Source organism: Streptomyces adustus (genome assembly GCF_009377175.1).
In the GTDB taxonomy this organism is placed as follows: Bacteria; Actinomycetota; Actinomycetes; order Streptomycetales; family Streptomycetaceae; genus Streptomyces; species Streptomyces adustus.
Genome location: NZ_VJZD01000081.1, coordinates 1 through 25,626 on the forward strand (window position 1 = coordinate 1; position 25,626 = coordinate 25,626).

25 protein-coding genes and 1 tRNA gene are annotated in these 25,626 nt (G+C 72.2%); 9 read left to right on the forward strand and 17 right to left on the reverse strand.

What is annotated here, in order from left to right; translation table 11 throughout:
* The 3 genes from FNH09_RS20790 to FNH09_RS20800 form a co-directional block, all read left to right on the forward strand.
* Positions 1–1,037: PP2C family protein-serine/threonine phosphatase (locus FNH09_RS20790; protein ID WP_152890176.1), on the forward strand; the 1,037-nt coding region annotated here is incomplete at its 5' end.
* Between the two features lie 113 nt (positions 1,038–1,150).
* Positions 1,151–2,500, forward strand: coding sequence for a vWA domain-containing protein (locus FNH09_RS20795; RefSeq protein WP_152890177.1), 1,350 nt, complete (start codon positions 1,151–1,153; stop codon positions 2,498–2,500).
* A 95-nt stretch (positions 2,501–2,595) separates the two neighbouring features.
* Positions 2,596–4,044: an FHA domain-containing protein gene (locus FNH09_RS20800; RefSeq protein ID WP_152890179.1), complete on the forward strand. Its 1,449-nt coding sequence runs from the start codon at positions 2,596–2,598 to the stop codon at positions 4,042–4,044.
* A gap of 40 nt (positions 4,045–4,084) precedes the next feature.
* On the opposite strand, the gene FNH09_RS20805 is transcribed toward FNH09_RS20800, so the two are convergent.
* Entirely contained in the window at positions 4,085–5,071 is a 987-nt protein-coding gene (locus FNH09_RS20805) for a methyltransferase domain-containing protein (protein ID WP_152890180.1), read from the reverse strand.
* A 121-nt stretch (positions 5,072–5,192) separates the two neighbouring features.
* Between FNH09_RS20805 and FNH09_RS20810 the strand changes: the two genes are divergently transcribed.
* On the forward strand, positions 5,193–5,597 hold the full coding sequence (locus tag FNH09_RS20810; protein WP_162468866.1) for a globin domain-containing protein: 405 nt from the start codon (positions 5,193–5,195) through the stop codon (positions 5,595–5,597).
* Between the two features lie 108 nt (positions 5,598–5,705).
* Here the strand turns inward: FNH09_RS20810 and FNH09_RS20815 are convergent, their stop codons facing one another.
* The 8 genes from FNH09_RS20815 to FNH09_RS20850 form a co-directional block, all read right to left on the reverse strand.
* On the reverse strand, positions 5,706–6,389 hold the full coding sequence (locus tag FNH09_RS20815) for a DUF8010 domain-containing protein (RefSeq protein ID WP_152890181.1): 684 nt from the start codon (positions 6,387–6,389) through the stop codon (positions 5,706–5,708).
* A complete protein-coding gene (locus tag FNH09_RS20820) occupies positions 6,386–6,811 on the reverse strand; it encodes an acyl-CoA thioesterase (protein WP_152890182.1) in 426 nt (141 codons plus the stop codon). The genes FNH09_RS20815 and FNH09_RS20820 overlap by 4 nt, the downstream gene beginning before the upstream one ends.
* Positions 6,812–6,817: 6 nt before the next feature.
* Positions 6,818–8,482, reverse strand: a complete 1,665-nt coding sequence (gene ettA / locus FNH09_RS20825; protein ID WP_152890183.1) for an energy-dependent translational throttle protein EttA — start codon at positions 8,480–8,482, stop codon at positions 6,818–6,820.
* A 308-nt stretch (positions 8,483–8,790) separates the two neighbouring features.
* Positions 8,791–9,246, reverse strand: coding sequence for a hypothetical protein (locus FNH09_RS48695; RefSeq protein ID WP_152890185.1), 456 nt, complete (start codon positions 9,244–9,246; stop codon positions 8,791–8,793).
* A gap of 454 nt (positions 9,247–9,700) precedes the next feature.
* Positions 9,701–11,113 (reverse strand): Cys-Gln thioester bond-forming surface protein, encoded by a 1,413-nt coding sequence (locus tag FNH09_RS20835; RefSeq protein ID WP_338017629.1) that lies wholly within the window; start codon positions 11,111–11,113, stop codon positions 9,701–9,703.
* A gap of 288 nt (positions 11,114–11,401) precedes the next feature.
* Positions 11,402–11,875 (reverse strand): single-stranded DNA-binding protein, encoded by a 474-nt coding sequence (locus FNH09_RS20840; RefSeq protein ID WP_152890189.1) that lies wholly within the window; start codon positions 11,873–11,875, stop codon positions 11,402–11,404.
* A 284-nt stretch (positions 11,876–12,159) separates the two neighbouring features.
* On the reverse strand, positions 12,160–14,076 hold the full coding sequence (locus FNH09_RS20845) for a YfjP family GTPase (protein ID WP_152890203.1): 1,917 nt from the start codon (positions 14,074–14,076) through the stop codon (positions 12,160–12,162).
* Between the two features lie 267 nt (positions 14,077–14,343).
* Entirely contained in the window at positions 14,344–15,951 is a 1,608-nt protein-coding gene (locus FNH09_RS20850; RefSeq protein ID WP_162468868.1) for a dynamin family protein, read from the reverse strand.
* A 321-nt stretch (positions 15,952–16,272) separates the two neighbouring features.
* Here FNH09_RS20850 and FNH09_RS20855 point away from each other — a divergent pair.
* A tRNA-Arg gene (locus FNH09_RS20855) sits at positions 16,273–16,348 on the forward strand.
* Positions 16,349–16,561: 213 nt separating this feature from the next.
* On the opposite strand, the gene FNH09_RS20860 is transcribed toward FNH09_RS20855, so the two are convergent.
* Complete coding sequence (locus tag FNH09_RS20860; RefSeq protein ID WP_152890190.1) at positions 16,562–16,975, reverse strand: hypothetical protein; 414 nt, start codon at positions 16,973–16,975, stop codon at positions 16,562–16,564.
* A gap of 248 nt (positions 16,976–17,223) precedes the next feature.
* On the opposite strand from FNH09_RS20860, the gene FNH09_RS20865 reads away from it, so the two are divergent.
* Positions 17,224–17,631, forward strand: coding sequence for an NUDIX hydrolase (locus FNH09_RS20865; RefSeq protein ID WP_152890192.1), 408 nt, complete (start codon positions 17,224–17,226; stop codon positions 17,629–17,631).
* Between the two features lie 14 nt (positions 17,632–17,645).
* Here the strand turns inward: FNH09_RS20865 and FNH09_RS20870 are convergent, their stop codons facing one another.
* The gene (locus tag FNH09_RS20870; protein ID WP_152890193.1) at positions 17,646–17,942 is read right to left on the reverse strand and encodes a hypothetical protein; all 297 of its coding nucleotides are present in this window, start codon (positions 17,940–17,942) and stop codon (positions 17,646–17,648) included.
* Positions 17,943–18,326: 384 nt separating this feature from the next.
* On the opposite strand from FNH09_RS20870, the gene FNH09_RS20875 reads away from it, so the two are divergent.
* On the forward strand, positions 18,327–18,662 hold the full coding sequence (locus FNH09_RS20875; RefSeq protein ID WP_238426879.1) for a chaplin: 336 nt from the start codon (positions 18,327–18,329) through the stop codon (positions 18,660–18,662).
* Between the two features lie 60 nt (positions 18,663–18,722).
* Here FNH09_RS20875 and FNH09_RS20880 read toward each other — a convergent pair whose 3' ends face one another.
* The 6 genes from FNH09_RS20880 to FNH09_RS20905 form a co-directional block, all read right to left on the reverse strand.
* Complete coding sequence (locus FNH09_RS20880; protein WP_152890194.1) at positions 18,723–19,589, reverse strand: tyrosinase family protein; 867 nt, start codon at positions 19,587–19,589, stop codon at positions 18,723–18,725.
* Positions 19,573–20,118, reverse strand: a complete 546-nt coding sequence (locus tag FNH09_RS20885; protein WP_152890195.1) for a tyrosinase cofactor — start codon at positions 20,116–20,118, stop codon at positions 19,573–19,575. The genes FNH09_RS20880 and FNH09_RS20885 overlap by 17 nt, the downstream gene beginning before the upstream one ends.
* A gap of 147 nt (positions 20,119–20,265) precedes the next feature.
* A complete protein-coding gene (locus FNH09_RS20890; RefSeq protein ID WP_162468869.1) occupies positions 20,266–20,853 on the reverse strand; it encodes a vitamin K epoxide reductase family protein in 588 nt (195 codons plus the stop codon).
* The gene (locus FNH09_RS20895; protein ID WP_162468870.1) at positions 20,850–21,353 is read right to left on the reverse strand and encodes a DUF5949 family protein; all 504 of its coding nucleotides are present in this window, start codon (positions 21,351–21,353) and stop codon (positions 20,850–20,852) included. Before FNH09_RS20895 ends, FNH09_RS20890 begins: the two co-directional genes overlap by 4 nt.
* A 213-nt stretch (positions 21,354–21,566) precedes the next feature.
* Positions 21,567–21,857, reverse strand: coding sequence for a hypothetical protein (locus FNH09_RS20900; RefSeq protein ID WP_152890196.1), 291 nt, complete (start codon positions 21,855–21,857; stop codon positions 21,567–21,569).
* 343 nt (positions 21,858–22,200) lie between these two features.
* Positions 22,201–22,440 carry a chaplin gene (locus tag FNH09_RS20905; protein WP_152890197.1) on the reverse strand — a complete coding sequence of 80 codons (240 nt, stop codon included), beginning with the start codon at positions 22,438–22,440 and terminating at the stop codon, positions 22,201–22,203.
* 571 nt (positions 22,441–23,011) lie between these two features.
* Between FNH09_RS20905 and FNH09_RS20910 the strand changes: the two genes are divergently transcribed.
* Both FNH09_RS20910 and FNH09_RS20915 read left to right on the forward strand, forming a co-directional pair.
* Positions 23,012–24,196 carry a glycosyltransferase gene (locus FNH09_RS20910; RefSeq protein ID WP_152890198.1) on the forward strand — a complete coding sequence of 395 codons (1,185 nt, stop codon included), beginning with the start codon at positions 23,012–23,014 and terminating at the stop codon, positions 24,194–24,196.
* The gene (locus tag FNH09_RS20915; RefSeq protein WP_162468871.1) at positions 24,193–25,626 is read left to right on the forward strand and encodes an exopolysaccharide biosynthesis polyprenyl glycosylphosphotransferase; all 1,434 of its coding nucleotides are present in this window, start codon (positions 24,193–24,195) and stop codon (positions 25,624–25,626) included. Before FNH09_RS20910 ends, FNH09_RS20915 begins: the two co-directional genes overlap by 4 nt.

Genomic DNA, 25,626 nt, shown 5'->3' on the forward strand with positions numbered 1-25,626 from the left:
CGGCCCATCCGGCCGTCCCCGCCACCGGTGTGCGCTTCGACCGGCCGCCGGAGCCCGAGGAGTACGCCCTCCAGGCGCCCGACCCACGCGTGGCCGCCGAGCTCGCGGCCCCGGCCGAGGAGCCCAAGGTGTGCGTCGCCTGCCGGGCCGGCCGGGTCGACGACGACGGCTACTGCGAGGTCTGCGGGCACGCCCAGCCGCGCGAACGCGACCACATGGAGCAGGAGTCGGGCCCGATCGCCGCCGTCAGCGACCGGGGCCTGCGCCACCACCGCAACGAGGACGCGTTCGCCGTCCGCGCGAGCACGCTGCCCGACGGCTCCCCCGCGCTGGTCGCGATCGTCTGCGACGGCGTCTCCTCCGCGACCCGCCCCGACGACGCCTCGCTCGCCGCCTCCCGCGCGGCGAGCGAGTCCCTGGCGGCCGCCCTGCCGCGCGGCACGCACCCGCAGCAGGCGATGCACGACGCGATCGTCGCCGCCTCGCACGCGGTCGACGCGCTGGCCGGGGAACCGGAGACGGCCCGCGAGCACGCCTCGCACCAGAACGCGCCCGCCTGCACCCTGGTCGGCGCCGTGGTCACCACCGGACTGCTGGTCGTCGGCTGGGTCGGCGACAGCCGCGTCTACTGGGTCCCGGCCGACCGCGGTTCGGCGCCGGCCCGGCTGACCGAGGACGACTCGTGGGCCGCGCAGATGGTCGCCGCGGGCCTGATGAACGAGGCGGAGGCCTACGCCGACGAGCGCGCCCACGCCATCACCGGCTGGCTCGGAGCCGACGCCTACGAACTGGAGCCGCACACCGCCGCCTTCAAGCCGGACCGGCCGGGTGTGCTGGTGGTGTGCACGGACGGCCTGTGGAACTACGCCGAAGCGGCCGAGGAGATGGCCGAGGTGCTCCCCCTCGACGCCGCCGCACGGCCGCTGCACGGCGCCCGGGTCCTGGTCGGCCACGCGCTGGACGGCGGGGGCCACGACAACGTAACAGTGGCCGTGCTGCCGTTCCCCGCCCCGTCGCCCGGGGCAGGATCGGCCTGAGGGGCCGCGAACCGGGACGAAGGCACATGTGCACCGACGGACCGGAGGGGACCGGTCCGTACCGAGACATCACCCCCGCGGACGTGGGGGCTCATAGGGGGATCTGAGCAGGTATGGCCAACTTCTCGAAGTCGAACGTGCCGCAGTTCTCGGTGGACGTCTACCAGAACGAGTACCTCCCGGAGGGCGGCCGCGAGGTCAACGCGATCGTCACGGTCACCGCGACGGGCGGCGGCACGGTCGGCAGCGCGGTCTCGGCCCCGCAGCTGTACGCGCCGGGGCAGGGCCCGTCCGCGGGCGTGGCGATCATGGTCGACTGTTCGGGCTCGATGGACTACCCGGCCACGAAGATGCGCAACGCCCGCGACGCCACGGCCGCCGCGATCGACACCCTGCGCGACGGCGTGCACTTCGCGGTGATCGGCGGCACCCATGTGGCCAAGGAGGTCTATCCGGGCGGCGACCGCCTCGCGGTGGCCTCCGCCACCACCCGCGACCAGGCCAGGCAGGCGCTGCGCAAGCTGAGCGCCGGCGGCGGCACGGCCATCGGCACCTGGCTGCGGCTCGCCGAGAGTCTGCTGTCCTCGGCCGATGTGGCCATCCGTCACGGCATCCTGCTCACCGACGGCCGCAACGAGCACGAGTCGGCCACGGACCTCAAGGCGTCCCTGGACCACTGCGCGGGCCGTTTCACCTGTGACGCCCGCGGCGTCGGCACCGACTGGGAAGTGAAAGAAGTCACAGGGATAGCCTCCGCGCTGCTCGGCACCGCCGACATCGTCGCCGACCCGGCCGGCCTCGCCGCCGACTTCACGCGGATGATGGAGACGGCCATGGGCAAGGAGGTCGCCGACGTCGCGCTGCGGCTGTGGACCCCGCTCGGCACGTCCATCAAGTACGTCAAACAAGTCGCCCCGACGGTAGAGGAGTTGACCGACCGCAGAGTCGAGGCCGGGCCGCGCGCCGGGGACTACCCCACCGGCTCCTGGGGCGACGAGTCCCGCGACTACCACGTGTGCGTCGAGGTCCCGTCCGCGGGCATCGGCCAGGAGATGCTGGCCGCCCGGGTCTCCCTGGTGGTCCCGCAGCCCGACGGGACGAACGCCCCGAACCCGGGCGCACAAGGCCTCGTACGGGCCGTGTGGACCGACGACATGACGGCGTCGACCTCGATCAATCCGCAAGTGGCGCACTACACGGGCCAGGCCGAACTGGCCCGGGCGATCCAGCAGGGCCTCGACCTTCGCAAAGCGGGCGATTTCGACGGCGCAACGGCCAAGCTGGGCCGTGCCGTTCAGCTCGCCAGCGTCTCCGGGAACGCCGATACTGCGAAACTGCTTGCGAAGGTGGTGGACGTGGTCGACGCGACGACAGGTACTGTGCGATTGAAGGCAAAGGTCGCGGAGGCCGACGAGATGACTCTCGAAACTCGGTCCACAAAGACTGTTCGTGTAAAGAAGTGACCTAGCGGAACACCGCAAGCAGCGAGCCTGACCCCTCCTGGGGTCGGAGTAAATCCGGTCAGAGCGGCCGGAAAAGGAGAGGGGGAAGCGCCGACATGCCGACCTGCCCGAACGGACATCAGTCGGGTTCCGACGACTGGTGCGAGGTCTGTGGTCACCGCATGGCCGGTGCCGTGCCTCCGCCCCCTCCGCCGCCGCCCCCGCCGGGCGACTACGGCTTCCCGCCGCCTCCCGGTCCCGGCGGCCAGCAGGGCCACGGCGGCCGGCATCTGTCCTCGGTGCCGAACGCCGAGCCGGAGCTCTGCCCGCAGTGCCGTACGCCCCGTGAGAACGGTGCGCCGTTCTGCGAGGAGTGCCGGTGGAACTTCCTCACCAACACGGCGACCTCCTACACCCCGGCCGCCCCGCGCCCGCCCGCGCCCGGCCCGGCCGTCCGCTTCCAGCAGCCGCCCGGCGGCCCGGGAGGTCCCGGCGGCCCCGGCGGTCCCGGCGGTCCGGGTCCCTCCTTCGGCGGCGGTGACTCCTTCGACTACCAGAGCTCCCGGCCTTCGCAGGTGAACCGGCCGGCCGAGCCGATCCCGCCGTTCGGCGGCGAACCGTCGGCACCGCCGTTCGGCGCGGACCCGTCGCGGCGGCCCGGACCGCCGCCCGGTCAGCCCGGTCAGCCCGGCCAGGGGGGTCCCGGTCAGCAGGGCCCCGGTCAGCAGGGTCCCGGCCGGCCGGGTCAGCCCGGGTTCCCCGGCTCCTCCGCCCCTCCCGGGTTCGGCGCGGACCCCTCGCGGCCCGTTCCGCCGCCCACCTCCGGCGGCCCCGGCGGCTTCGGCCCCGGCGGACCCGGGGGTCCTGGTGGGCCCGGTCCCGGTGTGCCGAACGGCGCCCCGCAGATGTACCAGCAGTCCGGCCCGCAGGCCCCGCCGATGTTCCCGCAGGAGACCGGCCGTCCGCCGCAGGGCGGGCCCCAGCAGGGCGGGCCGTCCTTCGCCGAGGACGACTGGGTGATCTCCCCGCCCTCGGGCAACGCTCCGGGCGGCCCCGGTGGCCCGGGGGGTCCCGGTGCGCCCGGCGGCGGCGGTTACGGCTATCCGCAGCCCGGTGCGACGCAGGGCCCGCCGCCCGGCTCCGGCTACCCGCAGCAGCCGGCGACCTGGACGGCGACCATCGGTCCGGACCGCACGTACTTCATGGCGATGATGCAGCGCTCCGGGCCCGAGGCCGCGGGCCTGAACCTGCCCGCGTACTCGCCCGAGCAGCAGCGCACGCTCACCGGCAACCAGATCACCATCGGCCGCCGCCGCCACTCCACCGGCGAGACCCCCGACGTGGACCTCTCGGTGCCGCCGGAGGACCCGGGCGTCTCGCACCAGCACGCCGTGCTGGTGCAGCAGCCCGACGGCGGCTGGGCGGTCGTCGACCAGAACTCGACGAACGGCACGACGGTCAACGGCTCCGAGGAACCGATTCAGCCCTTCGTGCCGGTACCGCTCCAGGACGGCGACCAGGTGCACGTGGGCGCCTGGACGACGATCACCGTCCGGCGGGGCTGAACAGGCCCGCAGGTGCGCGGACCGGCCGCCGGTTCGCCGGTCAGCCCGGGAGGGGCCATACGTACGGCCCCTCCGGGTCGTCCAGCCACGCCCACGCCGCGCCGTCGCCGACCGTGACGCCGTAGCGCTCGCGCTGCGGCGCGTGCTCGCGGTCCCACAGCGCGTACGCCTCCTGCGGATCGAGGCTGCCGCGGGTGAGCGTGAACAGGAACCGGAGCAGTTCGTGGTCCCGGGCGACCCGCGGCACCCCGCCCGGCGAGCCCGCCGGATCCGGCTGTGGGCGGCCCTCGCCGCGCAGCGGCACGAAGTAGGCGGGCGTGTGCAGGAAGTGTCCCTCGGCGCGCTCCGCGTCCCGTACGGTCAGCGTGATCAGCCCGGTGGCCAGCGGCGCCAGGATCCGGGCGCCCGGAACGCACTGGGCGAGCCAGGCGCGCGGGATCGAGGTCAGCGTGCAGGTGGCGATGATCCGGTCGAACGGGGCCCGCTCGGGAACACCGCGCGCGCCGTCGCCGGTGACGACCGCGGGGTGGTATCCGGCGGCGGCGAGGTGCTGCCGGGCCGACTCGGTGATCTCCGGATACAGGTCGACGGTGGTGACCCGGTCGTCGCCGAGGCGGTACGCCATCAGCGCCGCGTTGTACCCGGTGCCCGCGCCGATCTCCAGGACCCGGCTGTCGTCCATTACCCGCAGCTCGGCCAGCATCTGCGCCATGAGGGACGGCTGGCTGCTGGAGGAGACCAGCTCGCCGTCGCGCAGCCGGGTGGCGAGCGGGGCGTCGTCGTACGCGCCGCGCACCCAGCGCTCCCGGGCCCGCGGGTCGGGGTCCTCGCCCCAGCAGCGCTCGTAGCCGCCCAGGGCGCCGACGTAGTAGTACGGCACGAAGAGGTGGCGCGGGACCGCCGCGAACGCCTCCCGCCAGACCGGATCCGCGTCGAAGGCTCCGCTGATCCCGATCTCGCGCACCAACGCGGCCCGCGCCGAGGCGGCGAGGTCCTCCAGGTCCTTGTCGAGCGCGCGCGTGCCCATAGCTCCACTGTCCTGCGCGACGGCGCCCGAGGCGAACCGGCTTCCGGAGGCCGAGCCGGGTCACCAGAGGCCGGGTCCTAAGCCTTGAGTCCTCCGCCACCCCGTCTGAGACGATGGGGGCGTGAAAGAGATTCGGCGCGGCACGCTTCAGGAGCAGACCTTCTACGAGCAGGTCGGCGGGGAGGAGACCTTCCGTCGGCTCGTCCACCGTTTCTACGAGGGAGTCGCCGAGGACCCGATCCTGCGGCCCATGTACCCGGAGGAGGACCTGGGCCCGGCCGAGGAGCGCATGGCGCTGTTCCTCATGCAGTACTGGGGCGGCCCCACGACCTACAGCGAGAACCGCGGTCACCCCCGGCTGCGCATGCGCCACGCCCCGTTCGTCGTCGACCGGGCCGCGCACGACGCCTGGCTCGGGCGCATGCGGGACGCCGTCGACGAGCTCGGCCTGTCCGAGGAGCACGAGACGACGCTGTGGAACTACCTGACGTACGCGGCGGCCTCGATGGTGAACACGCCGGAGTGAGGCCCGCGGAGTAAGGCCCGCGGGGTGACGGGGCAGGGGTGCCGGGGGCACGAGTGACGGGGCGGACCCCGCCGGGGTCCGGCCCGGGTCCGCGGTCCCGCCCGCGGGTCAGCGGACGCTGACGCCCAGCGTCCCGAGTCCCGCCGTCCGTACGGCGATCGACCCGTACGGCGTGCGCAGCCGCAGCCACGCGCCCGAGGAGAACATCCCCAGCTCCGTCTCGGCGGACGCCCTCGCCGCCCGCAGGAAGCCCAGTGACTGGGCCGCGTGCACGACCCGCACCGGCAGCCGGGTCTCGCCCACCGTCCGGGACCAGATCTCCCGCCCGATCCGGTCGAGTTCGGTGCGGGTACGCCGGTCGTCGGGCAACTCGCCGGTCCGGGAACGGAACTCGGTGACGGCCGCGGCGACCAGGGTGCGCAGGCCGTCCGGCGCCGGCAGGCCCGGCTCGGCCCGCCAGCCGCCCCGCGGCGGCAGCACCCCCGCCCACGGCGGCCCGGTCACGGCGGCCGGGACGGTGGCCGTGGCCGCCTTCTCGTCCACCGACTCCAGGAGCTCACCGGCGGACACGGTCACGTCGAGCGTGACGTCGAGCCCGTTCTCGTACGGCTTGGCCAGCCGCACCGCGCGGATGGCCAGTACCTCGAAGGACGGCGGCCGGCCGAACACGGCGAGTGCCGTGCCGGCCGCCTGGAGACGCACCGCCGCTCCACGGTCGTAGTGGAGCAGTCGGGAGAGGAAGGCCGCGAGGTCCGCCGCCTCCCCCTCGTCGGCGAGGTGGAGCACCGTCATGCGGCGACGGCCTCGCCCTCGTCGGCGCTCTCGTGGTCGTCCATGTACTCCCGCAGGAACTCCCGCTCCTCAGCGGTGATCCGCCGGGGCCGCTGCTGGGCGAAGTCGAACGGCACTATCACCGTCGAGGCCCGGACATAGACCTGGTCCGGGTCCTTGACCTCGTAGGTGATCGTGAAGGACGCCGCCCTGACCTGGGTGACCCACAGCTCGATGTCCACCGGCGCGTGCCGGTGGACGAGCTGCCGCTTGTAGTCGATCTCGTGGCGCGCCACCACCGACCCCTGCTGGAAGTCCTTGTCCGGACGGAAGAGGAAGTCGATACGGGCTTCCTCCAGGTACCGGAGGAACACCACATTGTTGATGTGCCCGTACGCGTCCATGTCCGCCCAGCGCAGCGGGCAGCGGTAGATGTGCCGCAAGATCGATCAGCCCCGGGTCAGCTTCTTGTAGGTGGCACGGTGCGGACGGGCGGCGTCCGCGCCGAGGCGCTCGACCTTGTTCTTCTCGTACGACTCGAAGTTGCCCTCGAACCAGAACCACTTGGACTCGCCCTCGTAGGCGAGGATGTGGGTGGCGACCCGGTCCAGGAACCAGCGGTCGTGGGAGACCACGACGGCGCAGCCGGGGAACTCCAGCAGCGCGTTCTCCAGGCTGGAGAGGGTCTCGACGTCGAGGTCGTTGGTCGGCTCGTCGAGGAGCAGCAGGTTGCCGCCCTGCTTGAGGGTGAGCGCGAGGTTGAGGCGGTTGCGCTCACCGCCGGACAGGACGCCGGCCGGCTTCTGCTGGTCCGGGCCCTTGAAGCCGAAGGCGGAGACGTACGCCCGCGAGGGCATCTCGACCTGGCCGACGTTGATGTAGTCGAGCTCGTCCGAGACCACGGCCCACAGGGTCTTCTTGGGGTCGATGTTCTCGCGGCTCTGGTCGACGTAGGAGATCTTGACGGTCTCGCCGATCTTGATCGAGCCGGAGTCCGGCTCCTCCAGGCCCTGGATCATCTTGAAGAGCGTGGTCTTGCCGGCGCCGTTCGGGCCGATGACACCGACGATGCCGTTGCGCGGCAGGGTGAAGCTCAGGTCGTCGATGAGGACCTTCTCGCCGAAGGCCTTGTTGAGGTTGTTGACCTCGACGACCACGCTGCCCAGACGCGGGCCCGGCGGGATCTGGATCTCCTCGAAGTCCAGCTTCCGCATCTTGTCGGCCTCGGCGGCCATCTCCTCGTAGCGGGCGAGACGGGCCTTGGACTTGGCCTGGCGCCCCTTGGCGTTGGAGCGCACCCACTCGAGCTCTTCCTTGAGGCGCTTCTGCCGCTTGGCGTCCTTCGCCCCCTCGACCTTGAGACGGGTCGCCTTGGTCTCCAGGTACGTGGAGTAGTTGCCCTCGTACGGGAAGGCGCGGCCGCGGTCGAGTTCGAGGATCCACTCGGCGACGTTGTCCAGGAAGTACCGGTCGTGGGTGATGGCCACGACGGTGCCCGCGTACTTGGCGAGGTGCTGCTCCAGCCAGTTCACGGACTCGGCGTCCAGGTGGTTGGTGGGCTCGTCGAGAAGCAGCAGGTCGGGCGCCTCGAGCAGCAGCTTGCACAGCGCAACGCGGCGCTTCTCACCACCGGAGAGGTTGTTGACCGGCCAGTCGCCGGGCGGGCAGCCCAGGGCGTCCATGGCCTGCTCGAGCTGGGCGTCGAGGTCCCAGGCGTTGGCGTGGTCCAGGTCCTCCTGGAGCTTGCCCATCTCCTCCAGCAGCGCGTCCGAGTAGTCGGTCGCCATCTGCTCGGCGATCTCGTTGAACCGGTCGAGCTTGCCCTTGACCTCGGCGACACCTTCCTGGACGTTCGCCAGGACCGTCTTCTCCTCGTTCAGCTTGGGCTCCTGCATCAGGATGCCGACGCTGTAGCCGGGCGAGAGGAACGCGTCACCGTTCGACGGGTGCTCGAGGCCCGCCATGATCTTCAGCACGGTGGACTTACCGGCTCCGTTGGGGCCGACCACGCCGATCTTCGCGCCGGGCAGGAAGCTCAGCGTCACGTCGTCAAGGATGACCTTGTCGCCGTGTGCCTTGCGCGTCTTGCGCATGGTGTAGATGTACTCAGCCAAGAGAAACCGTCCGGCGCTTGAAATCTGGCAATGGGCAGAGGGCAGATACACCCCATCTTGCCTGACGGCTACCCCTCGGGGGAAACGCGTTCCGCCGAGGGGCTGTGACCTGGGGGTTCCGCCGCCGATCTCCGTGGCCCACCTGTCACTGTCGGTCGCCATCGGCGCCCCTCGGACGGCCGGCCCAGCCCTGGCGCACTCGACCGACAGCGGCACCCTCGACACGCCCCGCCCGAACCTCAGCCGACGACAGTCAGCCACGACGGCGGGTGCGCCGACCGAAGCAAGCTGAACCCGATCGACGAGCGTCACCTGGCTTGTGTTCCCGCTACGACGGCTACGGCCCAGTGGATGTCGGACCCGTCGACCCGCATGGAGAGGTTCTGCGGCTTTCCGCGATCGGTGTGGACGCGGCCGACCGTCACCGGGGTGCCGCATTTGACCTCGCTGGGATCCTCGTCGTGAGAGCCGTAGTGGATACTCACAGTCCCCTTGCCGGTGCACAGAGCGTGAATGCTGTAGACGCCTTCGGTCGGCGTGAAGGGCGGCAGGTCCTCGCTATGACTTCCCTGGGTGACGGGAACGAGGAAGCTGGGCTTCTGCGGGAGAGCGAGAGAGTCCTGGGGATTCTTCGGAGAAGCGGGACCCGAGGGCGCTTTGGCTGCTGCGGAGGTGGCGGGCTGAGCACTGTCTTCGGCCCGAGCAGAGCATGCCGACAGGAGCAGAAGAAATAAAAGGACCGGCATGGGCGCGACTGGACGCATACGGTTTCTCCTTGGCCACAGACGTGCGCGCCTCAGCCAGTTGGACCGATCGAGGCGCGCGAGGATGAAGTACCTGTCAGTTCGCCAGGTGCCTGCTACTTGATGACCCAGACCTCTCCGGCTGAATCTCTGCGGCGCCTTTCGGTGTTGGTCGAGTGCCGCCCTCAGCTTCTTCGCAGGGCTGATGGTTATGCACGGGGCCGCCTTCCGATCCCGGATGTCATGCCGATGACGGCCTTGGCCGCCAGGCCTGCTCCAACAGCGGGGAGGAGAACCAGATACGAAATTGGTCCGACCTCGGCGCCCTCAGCCCGTATCCAGCGGTCGCGGAGTCGACCGCCGGACAGGCAATTCGCGGTCGGCTTCGTTGTGCTGTTCTTCGGTCGCCGGTTGCGCAGAGCGGCCGAAGGGGAACCGCGGCGCGCCGTGGCGACCCGGGACCGAGGTGCTCCTGTCAGCCCTGGGTCGGGGTCTGCCTCCGGCCGATGAGGATCAGCGCCGCGCCGCCGATGACGACCAGGCCGATGGCCACGCCGACGATCAGCGGGGTCGCGCCGGAGCCGCCGGTCTCGGCGAGGTTCGGGCCGGTGGAGGTGCCGCCGACCGTGGCCGGGCTGGGCTCGCTGAGCGTCCGCACGGCGTTCCCGCCGACGACGCCCTGGGTCTTGCAGTCGAGAACGCCGGTGAACCTCTTCTGGAAGCCGGCCTGGCCGTCGATCGTGAAGCCGTAGGCCTGGTCCTCCTGGAGGGGGATCGTCACCGTCCGCGAGACCCCCGCCGGAATGCTGTACTCGGTGCCCATCAGCTCGAAGGTGAAGACCTCGTCGCCCTTGTTGGCCACGGTGACGTCGACCCCGCCCTTGGCGCAGTTCTTCGCCGCCGACAGGGCGGGTATCGGGCCCAGCGCCGCCCAGGCCGCGCTGGCCGTCGCCGAGACCGTCGACTCGCTGGAGCCGGCCAGGATCTGCGTCTGGCTCCTGGACTCGGAGGTGAAGGCCCGGCCGACCGGGACGGTGGTCGAGGCCTGCACGGTCAGGTCGGCCGACCCGTCCGCGGCGCCCTCGGGCACGTCGAAGAACAACTGGCTGCCGTCCTGCGCGGACGTGACGGCCTTGCCGTCCTTGCCGACGATCCGCACCCCGCTCATGGCCGGGTCCGAGGCCGGGGTCACCGTCACGCTGTCGGCGTCGGTGTGCACCGTCACCGGACCGAGCAGGCCTCCGGGGTGACCGGAGACCGCGGGCGGGTCGAGGGTCAGCGACGCCTCGGGCTCGGCGACGGTACGGGCGGCCTTCTGGAGGTAGTCGGCGAGCTTCTCGGCCTGCGGGTCGATGGCGTCCACGTCGGCGGCGTCCGAGTAGCGCCAGATGGCCACCTGGGTGCCGGCCGCCGCGTCCTGCTCGGTGAGGCCGGAGCCGATGCCCGCCGCCTCGGCGAGCGCGGCCAGGTCATTGACCTGCGGGTAGGAGTTCCGGAGGATCCAGCTGATCCGGCCGGCGTCCTTGTTGGCGGCGAGCGATGTGCCGCTCCACGGCGTCTCGTGGTAGCTGGCGTCCCGCTGGGTGGGGTTGTGCAGGTCGACGCAGTACGTCTGGAGGGTGCCGCCGCCGTCGACGGACATCTCGAACAGCCCCGCCGACACCTGCTGGTCCCCGTTGTCGCCGTGGACCACCGCGCCGCCGTACGTCTTCAGACCGCCCATGGTGGCGATCGCTCCGCCCTGGTCCTGCGACGTCTCGGCGGCTGCGGCCGGACCGGCGACGGCCACCGCACCGGCGGCGACCAGACCGGACACGAGCACCGCGGCGGCAGACCGGACCACCCCTCGCCGACGACGCAGAGACGACGCGGAGAGCGAAGAAAACACAGAATTCCCCTTCGAGCAGGACCCGTTGACGTGGGGGGTATCGGTCCCACCAGCAGAATCAGCAGCCTTGACAGCTCTGCTCGGCATCCTAAGGAAGAGCCACTACGCCTTTCTCTCGTCATATCGTCAGACAACCGATCCGACTCGGAATCGTTATCGCCGAGATCACCCCAGAGCGGGGCTTATCGACAAATCAACCGAGCCGTTCGAGGCGGGTCTTGGCGGAGTTCGCCGATAAGCCGCAGTTCGGCCCAGCCGGGGCATGCCGGGGCATCGGATGCCTTCACATCACGTCACCGCGGCCGGCTCCGCGGGCCGGTGCGTCGCCTCCGGACCGTCACCCTCGGCCGTCGTCTCCCAAGCGGGCTCCGGCCGGTCCGGTGGGCCGGCCGCGCCCGCCTCCGCCCGGCCCGTACGCCGGAACGCGCAGGTGCCCCGGGCCAGATCATGGCCGATGGCCACCGCGTCGATGTCCGCCGACGTCCGGCTCTGCCCGTCGCGCACCTCGGTACGCACCTTCAACCTGCCCTGCACGATCACGGGCTCCCCCACCGACAGGGACGCCGCCGCGTTCGTGGCGAGCTGGCGATTGGCCCACACCGTGAAGAAGTTGGTGTGCCCGTCGGTCCAGGCGCTCTTCTCGCGGTCCCAGTAACGCGAGGTCACCGCGAGCCGGAACCGCGCGGACGGCCCGGAGGCCAGCTCCCGGTACACCGGCTGCGTGGCCACGTTGCCCACCGTGCACACGATCGTCTCGTTCATCGCGAACCCCTCCCTCACCCGGGCCCCCGGCCCGGTCCGACACGCGTACGGGCCCGTCCCGTACGGCTGCGTCCGCCGCGCCGGTCACGCTCACGCGCGTACCGCCGCCGCCTCGGTGACCGCGTCCGCGCGATCGCCGTGGCACCAGACTGCCTCCGTCGGGACGAGCCCGCCGAGCCCTGTGGGTCACCGTCCGCCTGTGGAGAACTCCCTCACCCGCAGGGGTGATCCGCTCCGCACCCCGGCACCCGGCACCGTCCTCACCCCGGCACCCGGCACCGTCCTCACCGCGGCCCGGCGCCCACGCCCACGACCCGGCCGTACTGCTCCCGGACCTCCCGATGACGCAGCAGTTCCGCGGCCACCGGATCCAGCACCCGGGCCCGCCCGCAGCCCGCGGCGGCCTCCCTCAACCGCCGCTCCGCCTCCAGCCCGTACCGTTTCGCCGGTCCGCGCGCCGCCATCCGGCAGCCCCACTCGATCAGCGGACCGCCGACGATGCCGGCCAGCATCAACAGCACCGGCACCCCCAGGTTCGGCGCCATGACCCCGGCGATCTGTCCCACCAGCCACAGCCCGCCCACGACCTGAAGCAGCGTCATGGCCGCCTGGGTCAGCACGGCCAGCGGCCACCAGCCCGGCCGCGGCGGCCGCCCGGGAGGCAGTCCGGCCCGCGCCGCCAGCTCGTCCAGCGCCTCGGACAACCCCTGGGACCCCCGCACGGCGGCCTCGCGCACCGCCTGCGCCCACGGCGTGGGCAGACCGTCCGACGCCCGTTCGGACACCCTGCGCACCGCCTGTTCGACCCGCTGCCTGGCCGTGCTCTCCTCGTCGGCCTGGGTCCGCTGCCCGAGGCGGCCCGTGGGGACCTGCTCCCCCCGGCCATGGAACCAGCGCCACAGCCGCAGCCAGGGCGTCCCGCACGCGCGGTTGGCGTTGCGCAGCCAGGCCCGTTCGGCCGCCTCGCCCGCCGCCGCGGCACCCACCGCGTCCGCCAGCCGGGCGGTGAACTCCTCCCGCGCCTCCTCGCTGAGCCCGCTGCGCCGCCCGGTCGCGTACACCGGTCGCAGCCGGACCGCGGCGGCGTCGACGTCGGCCGAGATCCGACGGGCCGCCGCCCCGCGCTCCGCCACGAACTGGCCCAGCGCCTCCCGCAGTTCGCCGACCCCGTCGCCGGTCAGCGCGGAGAGGGCGAGCACGGTCGCGCCCGGTTCGTCGTGCTCGCCGAGAGCGATCCCGTCCTCGTCGAGCAGCCGCCGCAGATCGTCGAGGACCAGGTCGGCGGCCTCCTCGGGCAGCCGGTCGATCTGGTTGAGGACGACGAACATGACCTCCGCGTGTCCCGCCATGGGCCGCAGATAGCGCTCGTGCAGGACGGCGTCGGCGTACTTCTCGGGATCGACCACCCAGATCACCGCGTCGACCAGCGCCAGCACCCGGTCCACCTGCTCACGGTGCTGCACGGCCGCCGAGTCGTGGTCGGGCAGGTCGACCAGGACCAGCCCGCCCAGCAGCGCCTCGGCCTCCGCGCTCTGCAACGGGCGCCGCCGCAGCCGTCCCGGGATGCCGAGCCGGTCGATGAGGCCGGACGCGCCGTCGCTCCAGCTGCACACGATGGGGGCGGCGGTGGTCGGCCGCCGTACGCCCGTCTCCGAGATCGTCACCCCGGCGAGCACATTGAACAGCTGCGACTTCCCACTGCCGGTAGCGCCCGCGATGGCGACGACCGTGTGCTGCCCGGAGAGCCTGCGTCGCGCCGCCGACTCGTCCAGCACCCGGCCGGCCTCGGAGAGTGTCTTGCTGTCGAGCCGGGCCCGGGAGAGCCCCACGAGCTCCCGCAGCGCGTCCAGCCGCGAGCGCAGCGGGCCGTCGTAGGCGAGCGGGGCGGGGATACGCGTCGGCTGCGCCCGTTTCTCGACGCCACCGACGCCGGCCTCGGCGGCGGCCTCCTCGATCGCCCGGCGCGCGATCAGCCCGTCGTCCCAGGCCCCGGAGGAATCCCCACGGTCCTCGCGCCCGGCGTGCTCCTTCTCGTCCGCACGGTCGATCCGGTCCGCGGGATCCCCACGGCCCGTACGGTCCCTGCGGTCCTCGGACCCCTCGGGGTCCTGGCGGTCTCCGCGGTCCGCACCGCCCCCCTGACCGGTCGGCACCACGTGATCCACATGATCCACGTGAATCACGTCGATCAAGTGATCCATGCGGTTGAAGGCGTCCCCGCGGCCGGTACGACCTGCGCGATCCCCATGACCGGTGTGACCCGCGTACCCCACGCGCTCCTCGAATCGCTCGTCGCCGACGGCATCGGGCATCTGACGCACTCCCTCCGGCCGCCCTCTCCCGGCGCCCGCCGGGATGTCCTGACCGGTCCCCTCCCGCGCGGGCGGCCCCGACGGCTGCCCAGGGCCCTGCCCCCCGCCGTGATCGGCATGTTCCGTGTGGTCCTGGTCGGCGACGGCGGTCACCGGTCACCTCTCCTTCTGAAGTACGGACAGCGCGGCGATGAGTTCGGCCTGGGGCTCGACGTGGATGTCGAGCCCGTCGAGCGGCGCGAGCCGACGCTCGCGTTCGGTCTGGAGCACCCGGTCCACATACGTGGTGAGCAGCCGCCCGCCCCGGTCGCGCAGCCGCAGGGCGCCGTGCGCGCCGATCCGCTCCGCGAGCCGCTCGCCCGCGTTGCGCGCCCTGCGGCCGCCCAGCAGGACGGTGGCGACCAGCGCGGAGACCGCCTCCGGATCGGCGGCGGCGCCACGGTCGAGATCGCGCAACTCCTCCTCGGCGCACTCCTCGATCTCGCGCCGCCAGCGTCGTACGGCCACCCCGATCCGGTGCTCGGCGTTCTCGGGCGTCGGGTCGTGTTCCGCCAGCCCGGGGGCGCCCGCCGCGGGCTCGCGCCGCCAGGCCTCGTCGATACGTTCGTCGGCGGCCGTCACGGCGCACAGCAGAAGTGCGCCGAGGCTCTCGACGAGGGCGTCGAAGAGTTCACCCGCCGTGCAGTCGAGCGGGAAGGCCCGCCACCGCTTCAGGGCGCCGCCGGCGAGCACGGCGCCGCTCTGGAGCCGTCCCCGTACGCGGTTGTGCTCGCTGTCGTAGGCCCCCTCGACGGCGGCGGTGAGCCGCAGGGCGGCCGCGTGCTGGGCCGCGGCGGCGCCGGCGAGCTCGGGCATCCGCGACTTGAGGGAGTCGAGGACGCCGTGCGCCGTTCGGGCCACGACGTCCTGCCGGGCGACGGGGTCCTGGGCGTGCTGGATCAGCCAGGCCCGCAGGGCGGCCACCGCGGTGGCCGGGAGCAGGCCGCCGCCCCAGGCCGACTCGGGCAGCTCGGGCACGGTGAAGCGCGGTACGTGGCCCAGCCCGGCCTTGGTGAGCAGGGCACCGTACTGCCGCGACACCTCCGACACCACCTGGTGCGGCACTCGGTCGAGCACGGTCACCAGGGTGACGCGGTACTCCTTGGCGGTACGCAGCAGATGCCACGGCACGGCGTCGGCGTAACGAGCGGCCGTCGTGACCATCACCCAGATGTCGGCCGCGCAGATGAGCTCGGCGGCGAGGACCCGGTTCTCCGCCACCAGGGAGTCGATGTCGGGTGCGTCGAGGAGCGCGAGGCCGCGGGGCAGGGTCTCGGCGGTCTCGATGCGCAGGATGCGCTTGCCGTCCTCCCCGGGCGTGAGCAGTTCCTCGCCGGGGTCCTGGTGGGGTACCCACACACGCGTGAGGCCGGGCAGGACGCGCATGCCGCTGAACCAGTGATGGTCCTCCGGATGGCACACCAGAACGGGAGTCCGTGTCGTCGGCCGCAGCACCCCCGCCTCGCTGACCCGGCGTCCCACGAGCGAGTTGACGAGCGTCGACTTCCCGGCGCCGGTGGAACCCCCGATGACGGCCAGCACGGGTGCATGGGGCTCTCTCAACCGGGGCACCAAGTAGTCGTCGAGCTGGGCGAGCAGTTCGTCGCGGTTGGCACGCGCGCGCGGGGCCCCTGCCAGGGGCAGCGGAAAGCGTGCGGCGGCGACACGGTCGCGCAGGGCGGAGAGTGCGTCGAGCAGCTGAGGCCGTACGTCCAAGGTCACCACATGCGAAGAATGCCCAATTTCGGGGGATTTCTGAAGCACATAGGCATGCCTGCGCGCCGACGGAACACAAGGGACGGAAGGTACGACTGGGACAAGGGCACAGCCCAGGCATAACGAGTGCACAACACCCGTAGCGCGAGATGCCAAAAGCGATGCACGATTCGTACCTGCCTGCGATTATCAGGACCGCTTCACCGAACCTCCACATCGAGCCACGGAGGCGAAGCAACAGGGAGAAGGATCCGGGAGCCCTATCCTTGTCCCCGGCATCGTCACGGATCAGCCCGCACCCGGGCACCACGCACGAGGCCACCACACCAGGCCCCCGTAGCTCAGTGGATAGAGCAGGCGCCTTCTAAGCGCTTGGCCGCAGGTTCGAGTCCTGCCGGGGGCGCCAGTCTCCGCCCTCCCCTTGGGGAGGGCTTTTTGCTGGTCGGAGCGGATCCCGGCCAACACGGCGAAGCCCCGGTCACTCCCCCGACGATCAAGGGGAAGTTCCGGGGCCATCCGGCTGTCACCGGGTTTTCGCGGGTGGCCGTGTCGAATACGTGTCGAAGCCTGCATGGAGAGGAGCCCGTGCCGCACTCGGGAGTGCGGATGGACTCGCGCGTCAGGAGACTTCGACAGGCTTGCCGAACACGGCATCGACCAGACCGGCGTCTCCGGTGTAGACCCTCATGCGCTGCACGCTCCCGTCGGCAAGCGTGAGATCGAATCCGGCAGTGCCCATGAATTTGTGCTTGTCCGCGGGGACGATAGTGGTGGTGGCAAGTGGGATCGTCAGCACATCCTTGCCGACCCTGGCTTCCCATACGGCGTCCGCGGAGTTGGACAGGCGCAACTCGCCCCACTGCGCCTTGACCCTGCTGTCCGGCGTGACGAACAGTGCACGTAGCCGGAGTTCGAGGCCCTGATGGAAGTCGGCGACGTCCTTCGCCGAGCTGAGCGGGGCCTTACGGACAGCGGCTACCCAGCGGAAGAGCGGAGCCGTACTGCCAAAGGATGATCTGGAGGAGATTGTCACGGGCCGCATGCTCGCACTTCGCACACCTGTTCTACAAGCGGTGTCGGCCACAGGCTTGCAGGCCCCATGGCGGCTGCCTCGGTCTGTCCGCCGCCGGTGCGGACACCGCCAAGTGAGCTCGAGTGGGGGGTGCCCCTCGACACAGCGAAGCCCTGGACACGACGGCGTCCCCATCGGGGTCGTCGGCAGCGTGGCTGAGGCTGGATGGTGCTGACGCGGGACGATGCCCTCCGATACGGTCCCGAGTCATGGCGAATGGCGGCAGTGTGCCGGAGAAGGTCGCATGGATCCTGGTTCGGGACGGCCGGGTGCTGGTAACGCGTAGTCACGGCAGAGATCGCTTCTACTTCCCGGGCGGTCATCGTGAGCCGGGCGAGTCCGACGGCGAGACCCTGGTGCGGGAGATCGACGAGGAACTGCGGGCGGTGATCGACCCCGACTCCATGGTGCACTTCGGCACTTTCGACATCGGCGAGGGTCATCCTGATCACGGCCCGTTCCGGATGATCTGTTACACCGCCGATCACAGCGGTGAGCTGACCCCGTCGGGGGAGATCGCCGAGAAGGCGTGGTTCCGCCATGCCGATCGGGACCGGGTCTCGGCCGTCGACGCGCTGGCTTTCGACGCGCTTCACCGGGCTGGGCGGCTTTCTTGATCCCGTGATCGTGGTCAGTAGCCCCGCCGGTAGGCGCGGGCGTCGGCGGGCGACACCTGGTCGGCCTCGGCCCGGATCGCCGCGTCGAGCTGGGGCAGCAGTTTGTCGACCTCCATGGCCAGCTTCTTGTTGCGGCCGGCCAGGCCGGTGTGCCAGGAGCGGGCGTTCCTGCCGACCCAGACCTGGTCGCCGCCCAGGTCCTCGGTGGGGCGCCGCAGGGCCGTGCGGAGGCGTTCGACCTCCTTGGCCAGATCACCGCGCAGCCTGACCAGGTCGGCCTTGCGCGGGTTGTCCACCTTCTGTTCCGTCATGGATGCTCCTTACGCGGTCCTCGCCCATCGCCGCCACCGGGCCGCCGACGGTGGAGAAGACCAGTGCCGTCGGCCGGTCCGCCCCGGGTCGCGCCGACAGGAGCGGTGGGCAGTACGAGGACGTCCGGAACGGGCGTCGTGCGGGGCGCCGTTTCCATCCGCTCAGCCTAGGAGCGGCCCCTTCGGGCAGAGGTATGGAGATTCCCAAGCTTGTCGCAAGCCTCGCGCCGACGACCCGCGCGCGCCGCCGCGGACAGTCCCCCTTGTCGAAGTAAAAAATGATGTGCGCCGCACGCCGTGTCCCGGCCCGCGCCGCCGCGTTGAACGGGAAGTGCGGCGGCCGGTCCTGCTGCCGCCCTCGCCCAAGCAATAGAAGGAGAACGCATGTCTCGCATCGCGAAGGCGGCTGTGGTCGCTCTCGGCACGGGTGCCGTGGCGCTCGGCGGAGCCGGTCTGGCCATGGCTGACGCGGGTGCCCAGGGTGCGGCCGTCGGTTCGCCCGGCGTGCTGTCCGGCAACGTCGTCCAGGTCCCGGTCGATGTGCCGGTCAACCTGTGCGGGAACACCATCGACGTGGTCGGACTGCTGAACCCGGCCTTCGGCACCACCTGCGCCGACACCGGTCACCTCCGCGGGGTCCCCCAGCAGCGCGGCCACCAGACCGGCCACCACAGCAGCCACCACACCGGCCACAACTCGGGCTACGGCTACGGCCGCTGACCCGGACGTACGCGAAAAGAGCCCCGGCACCTCGAGCGCCGGGGCTCTTCCCGTGGCCGCTCACGCGTACCGGTACACCCCTCGGTGGTCCTCCAGGCTGTCCGGTGTCACGTCCCACGGCGGCAGCAGCTCGTTCCGGGCGACGACCCGGCCGTACTGCGGGGTGCCGGGGGCGGGGGGCCTGGCGGGCAGGTACCGGTGCTCGCGGTGCCGGTCCTGCCAGCGGGACCACAGCAGGTCGACGAAGGCGTGGTGCAGCCAGAAGACGGGGTCGTTGACGGACGCCCCGCCGAGCATGGCCCCGCCGACCCAGCGGTGCACCCGGTTGTGGTTGCGCCAGGAGACGCTGCCGCTCCCCGGCCCCCACCCCTCCAGCCTGTTGCGGAAACCCTTCTTGGTGGTCGAGTCCCAGGGCGAGACGTCGTAGACCGGGTCGGCCAGCGCCCCCTCCACGTCGCTCCGCGTGGGCAGGGAGATCGGGTTGCGGGCGCGTCCGAGGTCCCGGGCGAGGTACTCCCCGTCGGTCACCCCCACCCGGATCGTCCAGTTGCCCGCCGCGTACGCGAAGGGGCCGGTGGTCACCTGGTGGTCGGAGCGCCGTCCGTTGCCGCCGAGGAGGTCCCCGGTCCACGGTGTCGACGTCGTCCCACGGTCGCGGGTCCAGTCCCAGTACGGCACCGTCACGGAGGAGTCCACCCGGCGCAGCGCCTCCTCCAGCTCCAGCAGGAACCGGCGGTGCCAGGGCAGGAAGGACGGCGCCATGTGGGCCGTGCGCAGACCGGTCTCGCCGTCGGCGACGTAGTGGTCGATGTGCATCTGCACGAACTCGTCGTACTCGCCGCGCCGTTTGACCTCCAGCATCGCCCGCACGAACCGCCGCTTCTCGGCGGCTGTCAGCCTGGCGGCGTCCTTACGTGTGTAGACCATGCCGTCCCCCCGTGTGTCCACTGTGGTCCCGCCCCGTTTCCCCCCGTTGCCCCGGGCCGTGGGCAGGGGCGGCTTCCGCGCGCAGCCGCTCGCCCGGCCCCAGCTCGTCGACCGCCGCGCGCGCCGCTTCCAGGGGAGTGGCGTACGAGCTGTAGTGGTCGACCATGCTCAGCCAGGTGCCGTCGGCCCGGCGCATCAGGTGCAGGGGCCGGCCGTCCACGGTGACCTGCCAGGTGACCGCGCCGGTCATGGCGGTGCGCCGCCCGGCGGAGAGCCGTACGCCTTGGATACGGCGGCCCAGGTAGGTCTCGTCGAAGGCGGCGCCGCCGGGTCCGCCCGTGGCCCGCGGGGGCCGGGAGGCCGCGACGAGGGGAGCGAGCACGAGGGCGGCCGCGGGGGCCAGCAGCCCGCGCAGCAGGTCCCGTCGGGTGCCCGCCCGTCCCCGTCGTGCTCGCTGTCCGGGTCTCCCCGGGCTCGCCGGTCCGCGCTCGGCGCTCACCACCACCGCGCCGCCCACACTGACGACCATGTTGTGCTCCTCGGTCCGGTTCGGTTGTCCCCAGAACTAACCCTCCGGCGGGCCGTCTGGTCACCCGTGGCCGCCGAACCGGCCTCCACCTGGCCGTACCACGCTCCCTCACGGCCCGCTCCCCACTCCTCGCTGCCGTCGCGGCGATCACCCGGTCCAGAACTCCCACCACCGGGTGAGGATCAGCATGCCGACGACGCCGATGTGCAGCAGGGGAAGCACCCAGGTGAACTCCGCGAGGAACATCCGCACCCCCGCCGGTGCGGGCAGGAACCTCTTCCGTACGACGAACGACGTCACGTACCAGAACAGGACGATCGTGGCGACCCAGGCCAGGCAGCACCACAGGCACAGCGCGTTGATCCGGTACAGCGACTGGAACTGGAGCCAGGAGACGAACCCGACGCCGAACAGGCACCCGGCGTCGAAGGTCAGCCAGTACCAGCCCGGGAACACGGCGTCGGCCAGCAGGCTCACACCGACACAGACGACGATGCCGTAGGCCACCAGTCCCAGCATCGGGTTGGGGAACCCGAACGCCGAGGCCTGGGCGCTCTTCATCACGCTGCCGCAGGAGACGACCGGGTTCAGGCTGCATCCCGGGACGAAGTGCGGGTCCTCCAGCAGCTTGAACTTGTCGAGGGTGATGACCCAGGAGGCCAGCAGTCCGGCCGCGCCGGTGAGGACCAGCAGAAGGGCGAACCCGCGGCCCGTGCCCGCGGTCCTGACCGTCAAGCGCGCAGGCTGCGGGCCGGAAGGACGAGGTGCGCCGCCGCGGCGAGTGTCTCGTCGGCACCGGCGAACGCCGCCAGCGCCTCCGGGGCGACGGGCAGGCCGGGGGCGGCCTGCGGCCAGGGGCGGGTGGTGAACACGAAGTAGGCGTACCCGCGGGCGGCGACCGCCTCCAGCCACTCCGGCGGTGGGGTGCACTGGGCGTTGAGGTACGGCGGCATGGAGACGACGGCCTGTCCGGCCTCGACGAGCAGGCTGATCGGGAGGCTCGGCTTGGCGTTGCCGTCGATCAGGTCTCCGCCGACGGGCAGGCCGCTGCCGTTCAGCAGTTGCGCGACGGCGGTCGCCGAGGCCTCGGGGCCGGCCGGCGCGTCCCCGAGCGAGTAGGCGAGGAGGTAGGGCATGTCGCCGCCGTCGGGGGTCTCGCCGCTCCAGGGGAGCACGACGAGCGTGCCGAGGTCGGCGACGCGAAGGGGGCGGGTTTCGCTTGAGGTTGAGGTCACCGCGCGACCTTACCGACGCTCCGCAGGGCCGCCGGGGCCGTTCTCACCCGACCGGGCGACGCTCCGGAGGTGCTCCACACGAACGAGGGACGCAGTGCGGCAACGCGTCTCGAACAGCGCCGGGAGAGGCGGTTCCGTTCGATGCAGCACCCCCGGCGCACCTTCGCCGAGGCCCCTTCGCCGACATCCTTCGCCGGCCCCGGCGGCGGCGCGTCAGCTCTGGAGCGGCAGGCCGCCGAGGAGCGGGTTGTGGGTGTTGAGCGCGGTGGCCGCACCCTTCACCGTGTGCAGTACCGAGTCCTTGTTCTCGGTGTTGAGCGCGTCCGACTGGTGCTGGAGCGGCATGACGTCGTGCAGCTCCAGGGGACCCCTGGCGATCGTGTCGACGGCGCCGTTGAGGCTGGTGGGCGTGAGGTCGGCGGTGCTGTGGGCGAACGCGGGCGCGGCGGCACCGGCGAGGACAAGGGACCCGGCGACGACAGCGGCGGCCTTCAGCGACTTCATCGTGTTCCTCTCTTCGGCAACTCACGTCGCCTGGGTGATGACTGACGTCGTGCCTAACGACTCCTGACCGGGGCGGAAACCCCGCGCACCCAGACTTTCTGCGCCCCCGCGCGAGGACGCTCCTCGCCGGACGCCCCGCGCGAAGTCGCCGCGCGCGAGGCCTGCGCCGCACGGCGGGCCGCCGGTTCGAACCCGGTCCCCCGTTCGGAGTAACACCACGGCGGGGCGCCGGGCGGGGACGGGCCTCCCGCACCCCGGAACGGTCACGCTCCGTGTCCGTAAACGCGGAACCGGCCGCCCTCCGTCTTCGGAGAGCGGCCGGTCGCGACGGATGCGCCCGACGTCAGTCGCTGAAGCAGAAGCCGCCGAAGGCCGGGTTCAGCAGGCCGACGACGTCGACGGTGTCGCCGCAGAGGTTGACCGGGACGTGGACCGGAACCTCGGCGACGTTGCCCGACAGCACACCGGGGGAGTTGGCGGCGGCGCCGTGCGCGTCGCTGTCGGCGGCGGCGATGCCGGCGGTCCCGGCGATGGCCGCGACGGCAACGGTGGTCAGGGCCAGGCCCTTCGCGATACGCGACATGGAGAGGTGCTCCTTGGAGGGGATTGACACGAACAGCCGGACGGGGGTGTCCGGCGCTGTGTCAACGCGCCGGGCGCACACGAGTTGTGCCGCCATTGGGGTGATCCCCGGAGGAGTGGCTTCACGATTCCGACACAGTTGTCTGCTTTCAACCGATTAGCACGTATAGGGGCTAGAGTTGCGGACCTCTCCGCACTCTTACGGCAGGCGTCCGATTCCGCTGACCCTCCCGGTCGACGAACCTCCTCGAAAGGGCAACGCCGGTCATGCGCCATTCCCTGGGTCCGCCGCTGCGCCGCGCGACGGTGCGCGCCCTGCTCCGCCCCGCGCGCCGAACCCCGATCCGCGCCCCCGGCGCGGGCCCGGGTGGGCGAACACGCTCGGTCACGACCGCGCCATGTTCGATCCGGTCCGGGCCGTGCGACGGCGTGGTGACCAGCTGACTGTCCGGCTCGTTCCCCAGCGGGACGCGGCGTGGACCGGCGCACTCTTCGTCGCCGTCGACGCACAACGGTGAGACGGCGCGTTCCCGTACGGACCGAGCGCCATCGTGAGCGAGGAAAACCGCGCAATGCACCTGCCAGCAACGGACTCTCGGCCACGGGTCCTCCACCTCACCCAACCCGTGGACGGCGGGGTCGCCCGAGTGGTGACCGACCTGGTGCGGGCCCAGCTCACGGCCGGTCTGCACCTCACGGTCGCCTGCCCGGACGGCGAACTGGCCCGCGCGCTGCGCGCGTCGGGCGCCGACGTACGGCACTGGCGCGCGACCAGGTCGCCCGGTCCGGCCCTCGTGCGTGAGGTACGGCAACTCGCCCGGCTGCTCGACGACGTCCGGCCCGACCTGGTGCACGCGCACAGCGCGAAGGCCGGGCTCGCCGGCCGGATCGCCGTACGAGGGCGGATCCCGACCGTGTTCCAGCCGCACGCCTGGTCGTTCGAGGCGGTCGGCGGCACCGCGGCGGCGCTCGCGCTGAAGTGGGAGCGATGGGGCGCGCGCTGGGCCTCCCGGGTGGTGTGCGTGAGCGAGGCGGAACGCCTCACGGGTGTGCGCGCCGGTATCGCCGGACGGTGGTCGGTGATCCCCAACGGGATCGACCCGGAGCGCTTCGGACCGGCCGCCGCGGACCACCGGCGAGCCGTGCCGGAGGCGGCCGTCGACGCGGGGGCTCCGCTGGTCGTCTGTGTGGGGCGGCTGTGCCGGCAGAAGGGCCAGGACATCCTGCTGGACGCCTGGGACGCTGTCCTGCGGCGGGTGCCGCGGGCCCGGCTGGTGCTGGTCGGCGACGGCCCGGACGGGGACCGGCTGCGCGCCCGCGCACCGCGGTCCGTGCTGTTCACGGGAGCCGTCGCCGACGCCGTGCCCTGGTACCGGGCCGCCGACCTGGTGGTGCTGCCCTCGCGCTGGGAGGGGATGGCACTGGCCCCGCTGGAGGCGATGGGCTGCGGCCGGCCGGTGGTGGTGACGGACGTGGACGGCGCCCGCGAGAGCCTGCCGCCCGCCCTGACCGGGCACTGTCTCGTCCCGCCCGGGGACCCGGGGGCGCTGGCCGCCGCCGTGGCCGGGCTGCTGCTCGACCCGCCGCTGCGCGCGTCGCTCGGCCGGCAGGGGCGTCGGCACGTCCTGTCCGCACACGACGTACGGCGCACGGCCGAGGCCGTCGCGGCCGTCTACGACGACCTGCTCGGTGCCGGTCGGAACCAGGCAACAGGGCGCGTGGTGCCCTCCGAGTGCAGGGAGTCCATCCACTCGTGACTGCGGAAAGTACCGTCCCCTCCCCCGGCGCGCAGCCACGGGACCACGGATCCTCGCCCGTCTCGGTCATGCCCGCGCGCGAGCGCGGCACCGGCTTCCGGTTCCCCGCCCGCCGGCCCCCGGCGCGGCCCGCCTCCTCGCTTCCGCTGCGGCTCGCGGACCTCGCCGCGGCCTTCGTCGGCGCCTCGGTGCTCGGCGAGGCACAGCGCACACCGCTGGTGGTGGCCCTGCTGGTGGGCGCCACGATGCTGCTGCGCGCCGGGCGCATCGGTCCGGTGCGGGGCGTGCTGGACGAACTGCCCGCCGTCTGCGGGCGGATCGCGGTGGGCTGGCTGGCGCTGGCGGCGCTCGTGGCGGCGTACACGCCGGAGCACGTGCTGTCCGCGCGCACGCTCGTCCTCGGAGTCCTGGTCCAGTCGGCGGCGGCCTGTCTGGGGCGCGGGATCGCGCACGGGCGGCGGCGCGCCGCGCTGCTGCGGCGCCCGCGTGCCGCACTGGTCATCGGGCCCGCGGCGACCGCGCAGCGGGTGGCCGCGGCCGTGCTGCGCCATCCGCGGTGCGGGGTGCGGCCGGTGGGGATCGTCGCCGAGCGGACCGAACGGCCACAGGGGCAGCAGGGGCTGCCGGTGCTGACGACGGGTCAGGAGGTGCAGCGGGCGCTGATCCAGAACGGGGTGCGCGAGGTGCTCGCCGTCCATCCCTCGGTCCGCACCGCGCAGGGCCCCCTGCTGCGGGCGCTCGCCGAGTCCGGCTGCACGGTGCGGGAGGTCGACGCGGACTACCCGTCGTACGCGACCCGCGACCAGCTGGCGGGGTACCCCTGCCGGCGGCTGGACATGGGCGCCCGGCGCCGGGGCAGTCTCGGCAAGAGGACCGTCGACGTGCTGCTGTCGGGGACCGCGTTGCTGCTGGTCAGCCCGTTGCTGCTGGTGTGCGCGGTGGTACTGCGGATCAGCGACGGACCCGGGGTGGTGTTCCGCCAGGAGCGCATCGGCAAGGGCGGGCGCCCCTTCACGCTGCTGAAGTTCCGCACCCACCGTCCCGTCGACGAGCACGAGGCGGCCACCCGCTGGAGCGTGGCCGGCGAGCCGGAGATGAGCCGCTTCTGCCGCTTCCTGCGCCAGACCTCGCTGGACGAGCTGCTCCAACTGTTCAACGTGCTGTCCGGCGACATGAGCCTGGTCGGCCCACGGCCGGAACGCCCGTACTTCGTGGCCCAGTTCAGCCAGCACCACCCGGGTTACGCGGCCCGCCACCGGATGCCGACCGGTATCACCGGACTGGCCCAGATCAACGGACTGCGCGGCGACACCTCGATCGAGGACCGGGCCCGCTTCGACAACGCCTACATCGACAACTGGTCGCTGTGGCAGGACATCTGCATCCTGCTGCGCACCGCGGCCGCGCTCGTGCGGCCGACCGGGAGCTGA

Bases quoted from the DNA above. Each gene is read 5' to 3' on its own strand.
- FNH09_RS20795 (WP_152890177.1), top strand. From the start codon at position 1,151: ATGGCCAACTTCTCGAAGTCGAACGTGCCGCAGTTCTCGGTGGACGTC.
- FNH09_RS20800 (WP_152890179.1), top strand. From the start codon at position 2,596: ATGCCGACCTGCCCGAACGGACATCAGTCGGGTTCCGACGACTGGTGC.
- FNH09_RS20805 (WP_152890180.1), bottom strand. From the start codon at position 5,071: ATGGGCACGCGCGCGCTCGACAAGGACCTGGAGGACCTCGCCGCCTCG.
- FNH09_RS20815 (WP_152890181.1), bottom strand. From the start codon at position 6,389: ATGACGGTGCTCCACCTCGCCGACGAGGGGGAGGCGGCGGACCTCGCG.
- FNH09_RS48695 (WP_152890185.1), bottom strand. From the start codon at position 9,246: ATGCGTCCAGTCGCGCCCATGCCGGTCCTTTTATTTCTTCTGCTCCTG.
- FNH09_RS20840 (WP_152890189.1), bottom strand. From the start codon at position 11,875: ATGAACGAGACGATCGTGTGCACGGTGGGCAACGTGGCCACGCAGCCG.
- FNH09_RS20845 (WP_152890203.1), bottom strand. From the start codon at position 14,076: ATGGATCACTTGATCGACGTGATTCACGTGGATCATGTGGATCACGTG.
- FNH09_RS20865 (WP_152890192.1), top strand. From the start codon at position 17,224: ATGGCGAATGGCGGCAGTGTGCCGGAGAAGGTCGCATGGATCCTGGTT.
- FNH09_RS20870 (WP_152890193.1), bottom strand. From the start codon at position 17,942: ATGACGGAACAGAAGGTGGACAACCCGCGCAAGGCCGACCTGGTCAGG.
- FNH09_RS20875 (WP_238426879.1), top strand. From the start codon at position 18,327: ATGTCTCGCATCGCGAAGGCGGCTGTGGTCGCTCTCGGCACGGGTGCC.
- FNH09_RS20880 (WP_152890194.1), bottom strand. From the start codon at position 19,589: ATGGTCTACACACGTAAGGACGCCGCCAGGCTGACAGCCGCCGAGAAG.
- FNH09_RS20885 (WP_152890195.1), bottom strand. From the start codon at position 20,118: ATGGTCGTCAGTGTGGGCGGCGCGGTGGTGGTGAGCGCCGAGCGCGGA.
- FNH09_RS20900 (WP_152890196.1), bottom strand. From the start codon at position 21,857: ATGAAGTCGCTGAAGGCCGCCGCTGTCGTCGCCGGGTCCCTTGTCCTC.
- FNH09_RS20905 (WP_152890197.1), bottom strand. From the start codon at position 22,440: ATGTCGCGTATCGCGAAGGGCCTGGCCCTGACCACCGTTGCCGTCGCG.
- FNH09_RS20910 (WP_152890198.1), top strand. From the start codon at position 23,012: ATGCACCTGCCAGCAACGGACTCTCGGCCACGGGTCCTCCACCTCACC.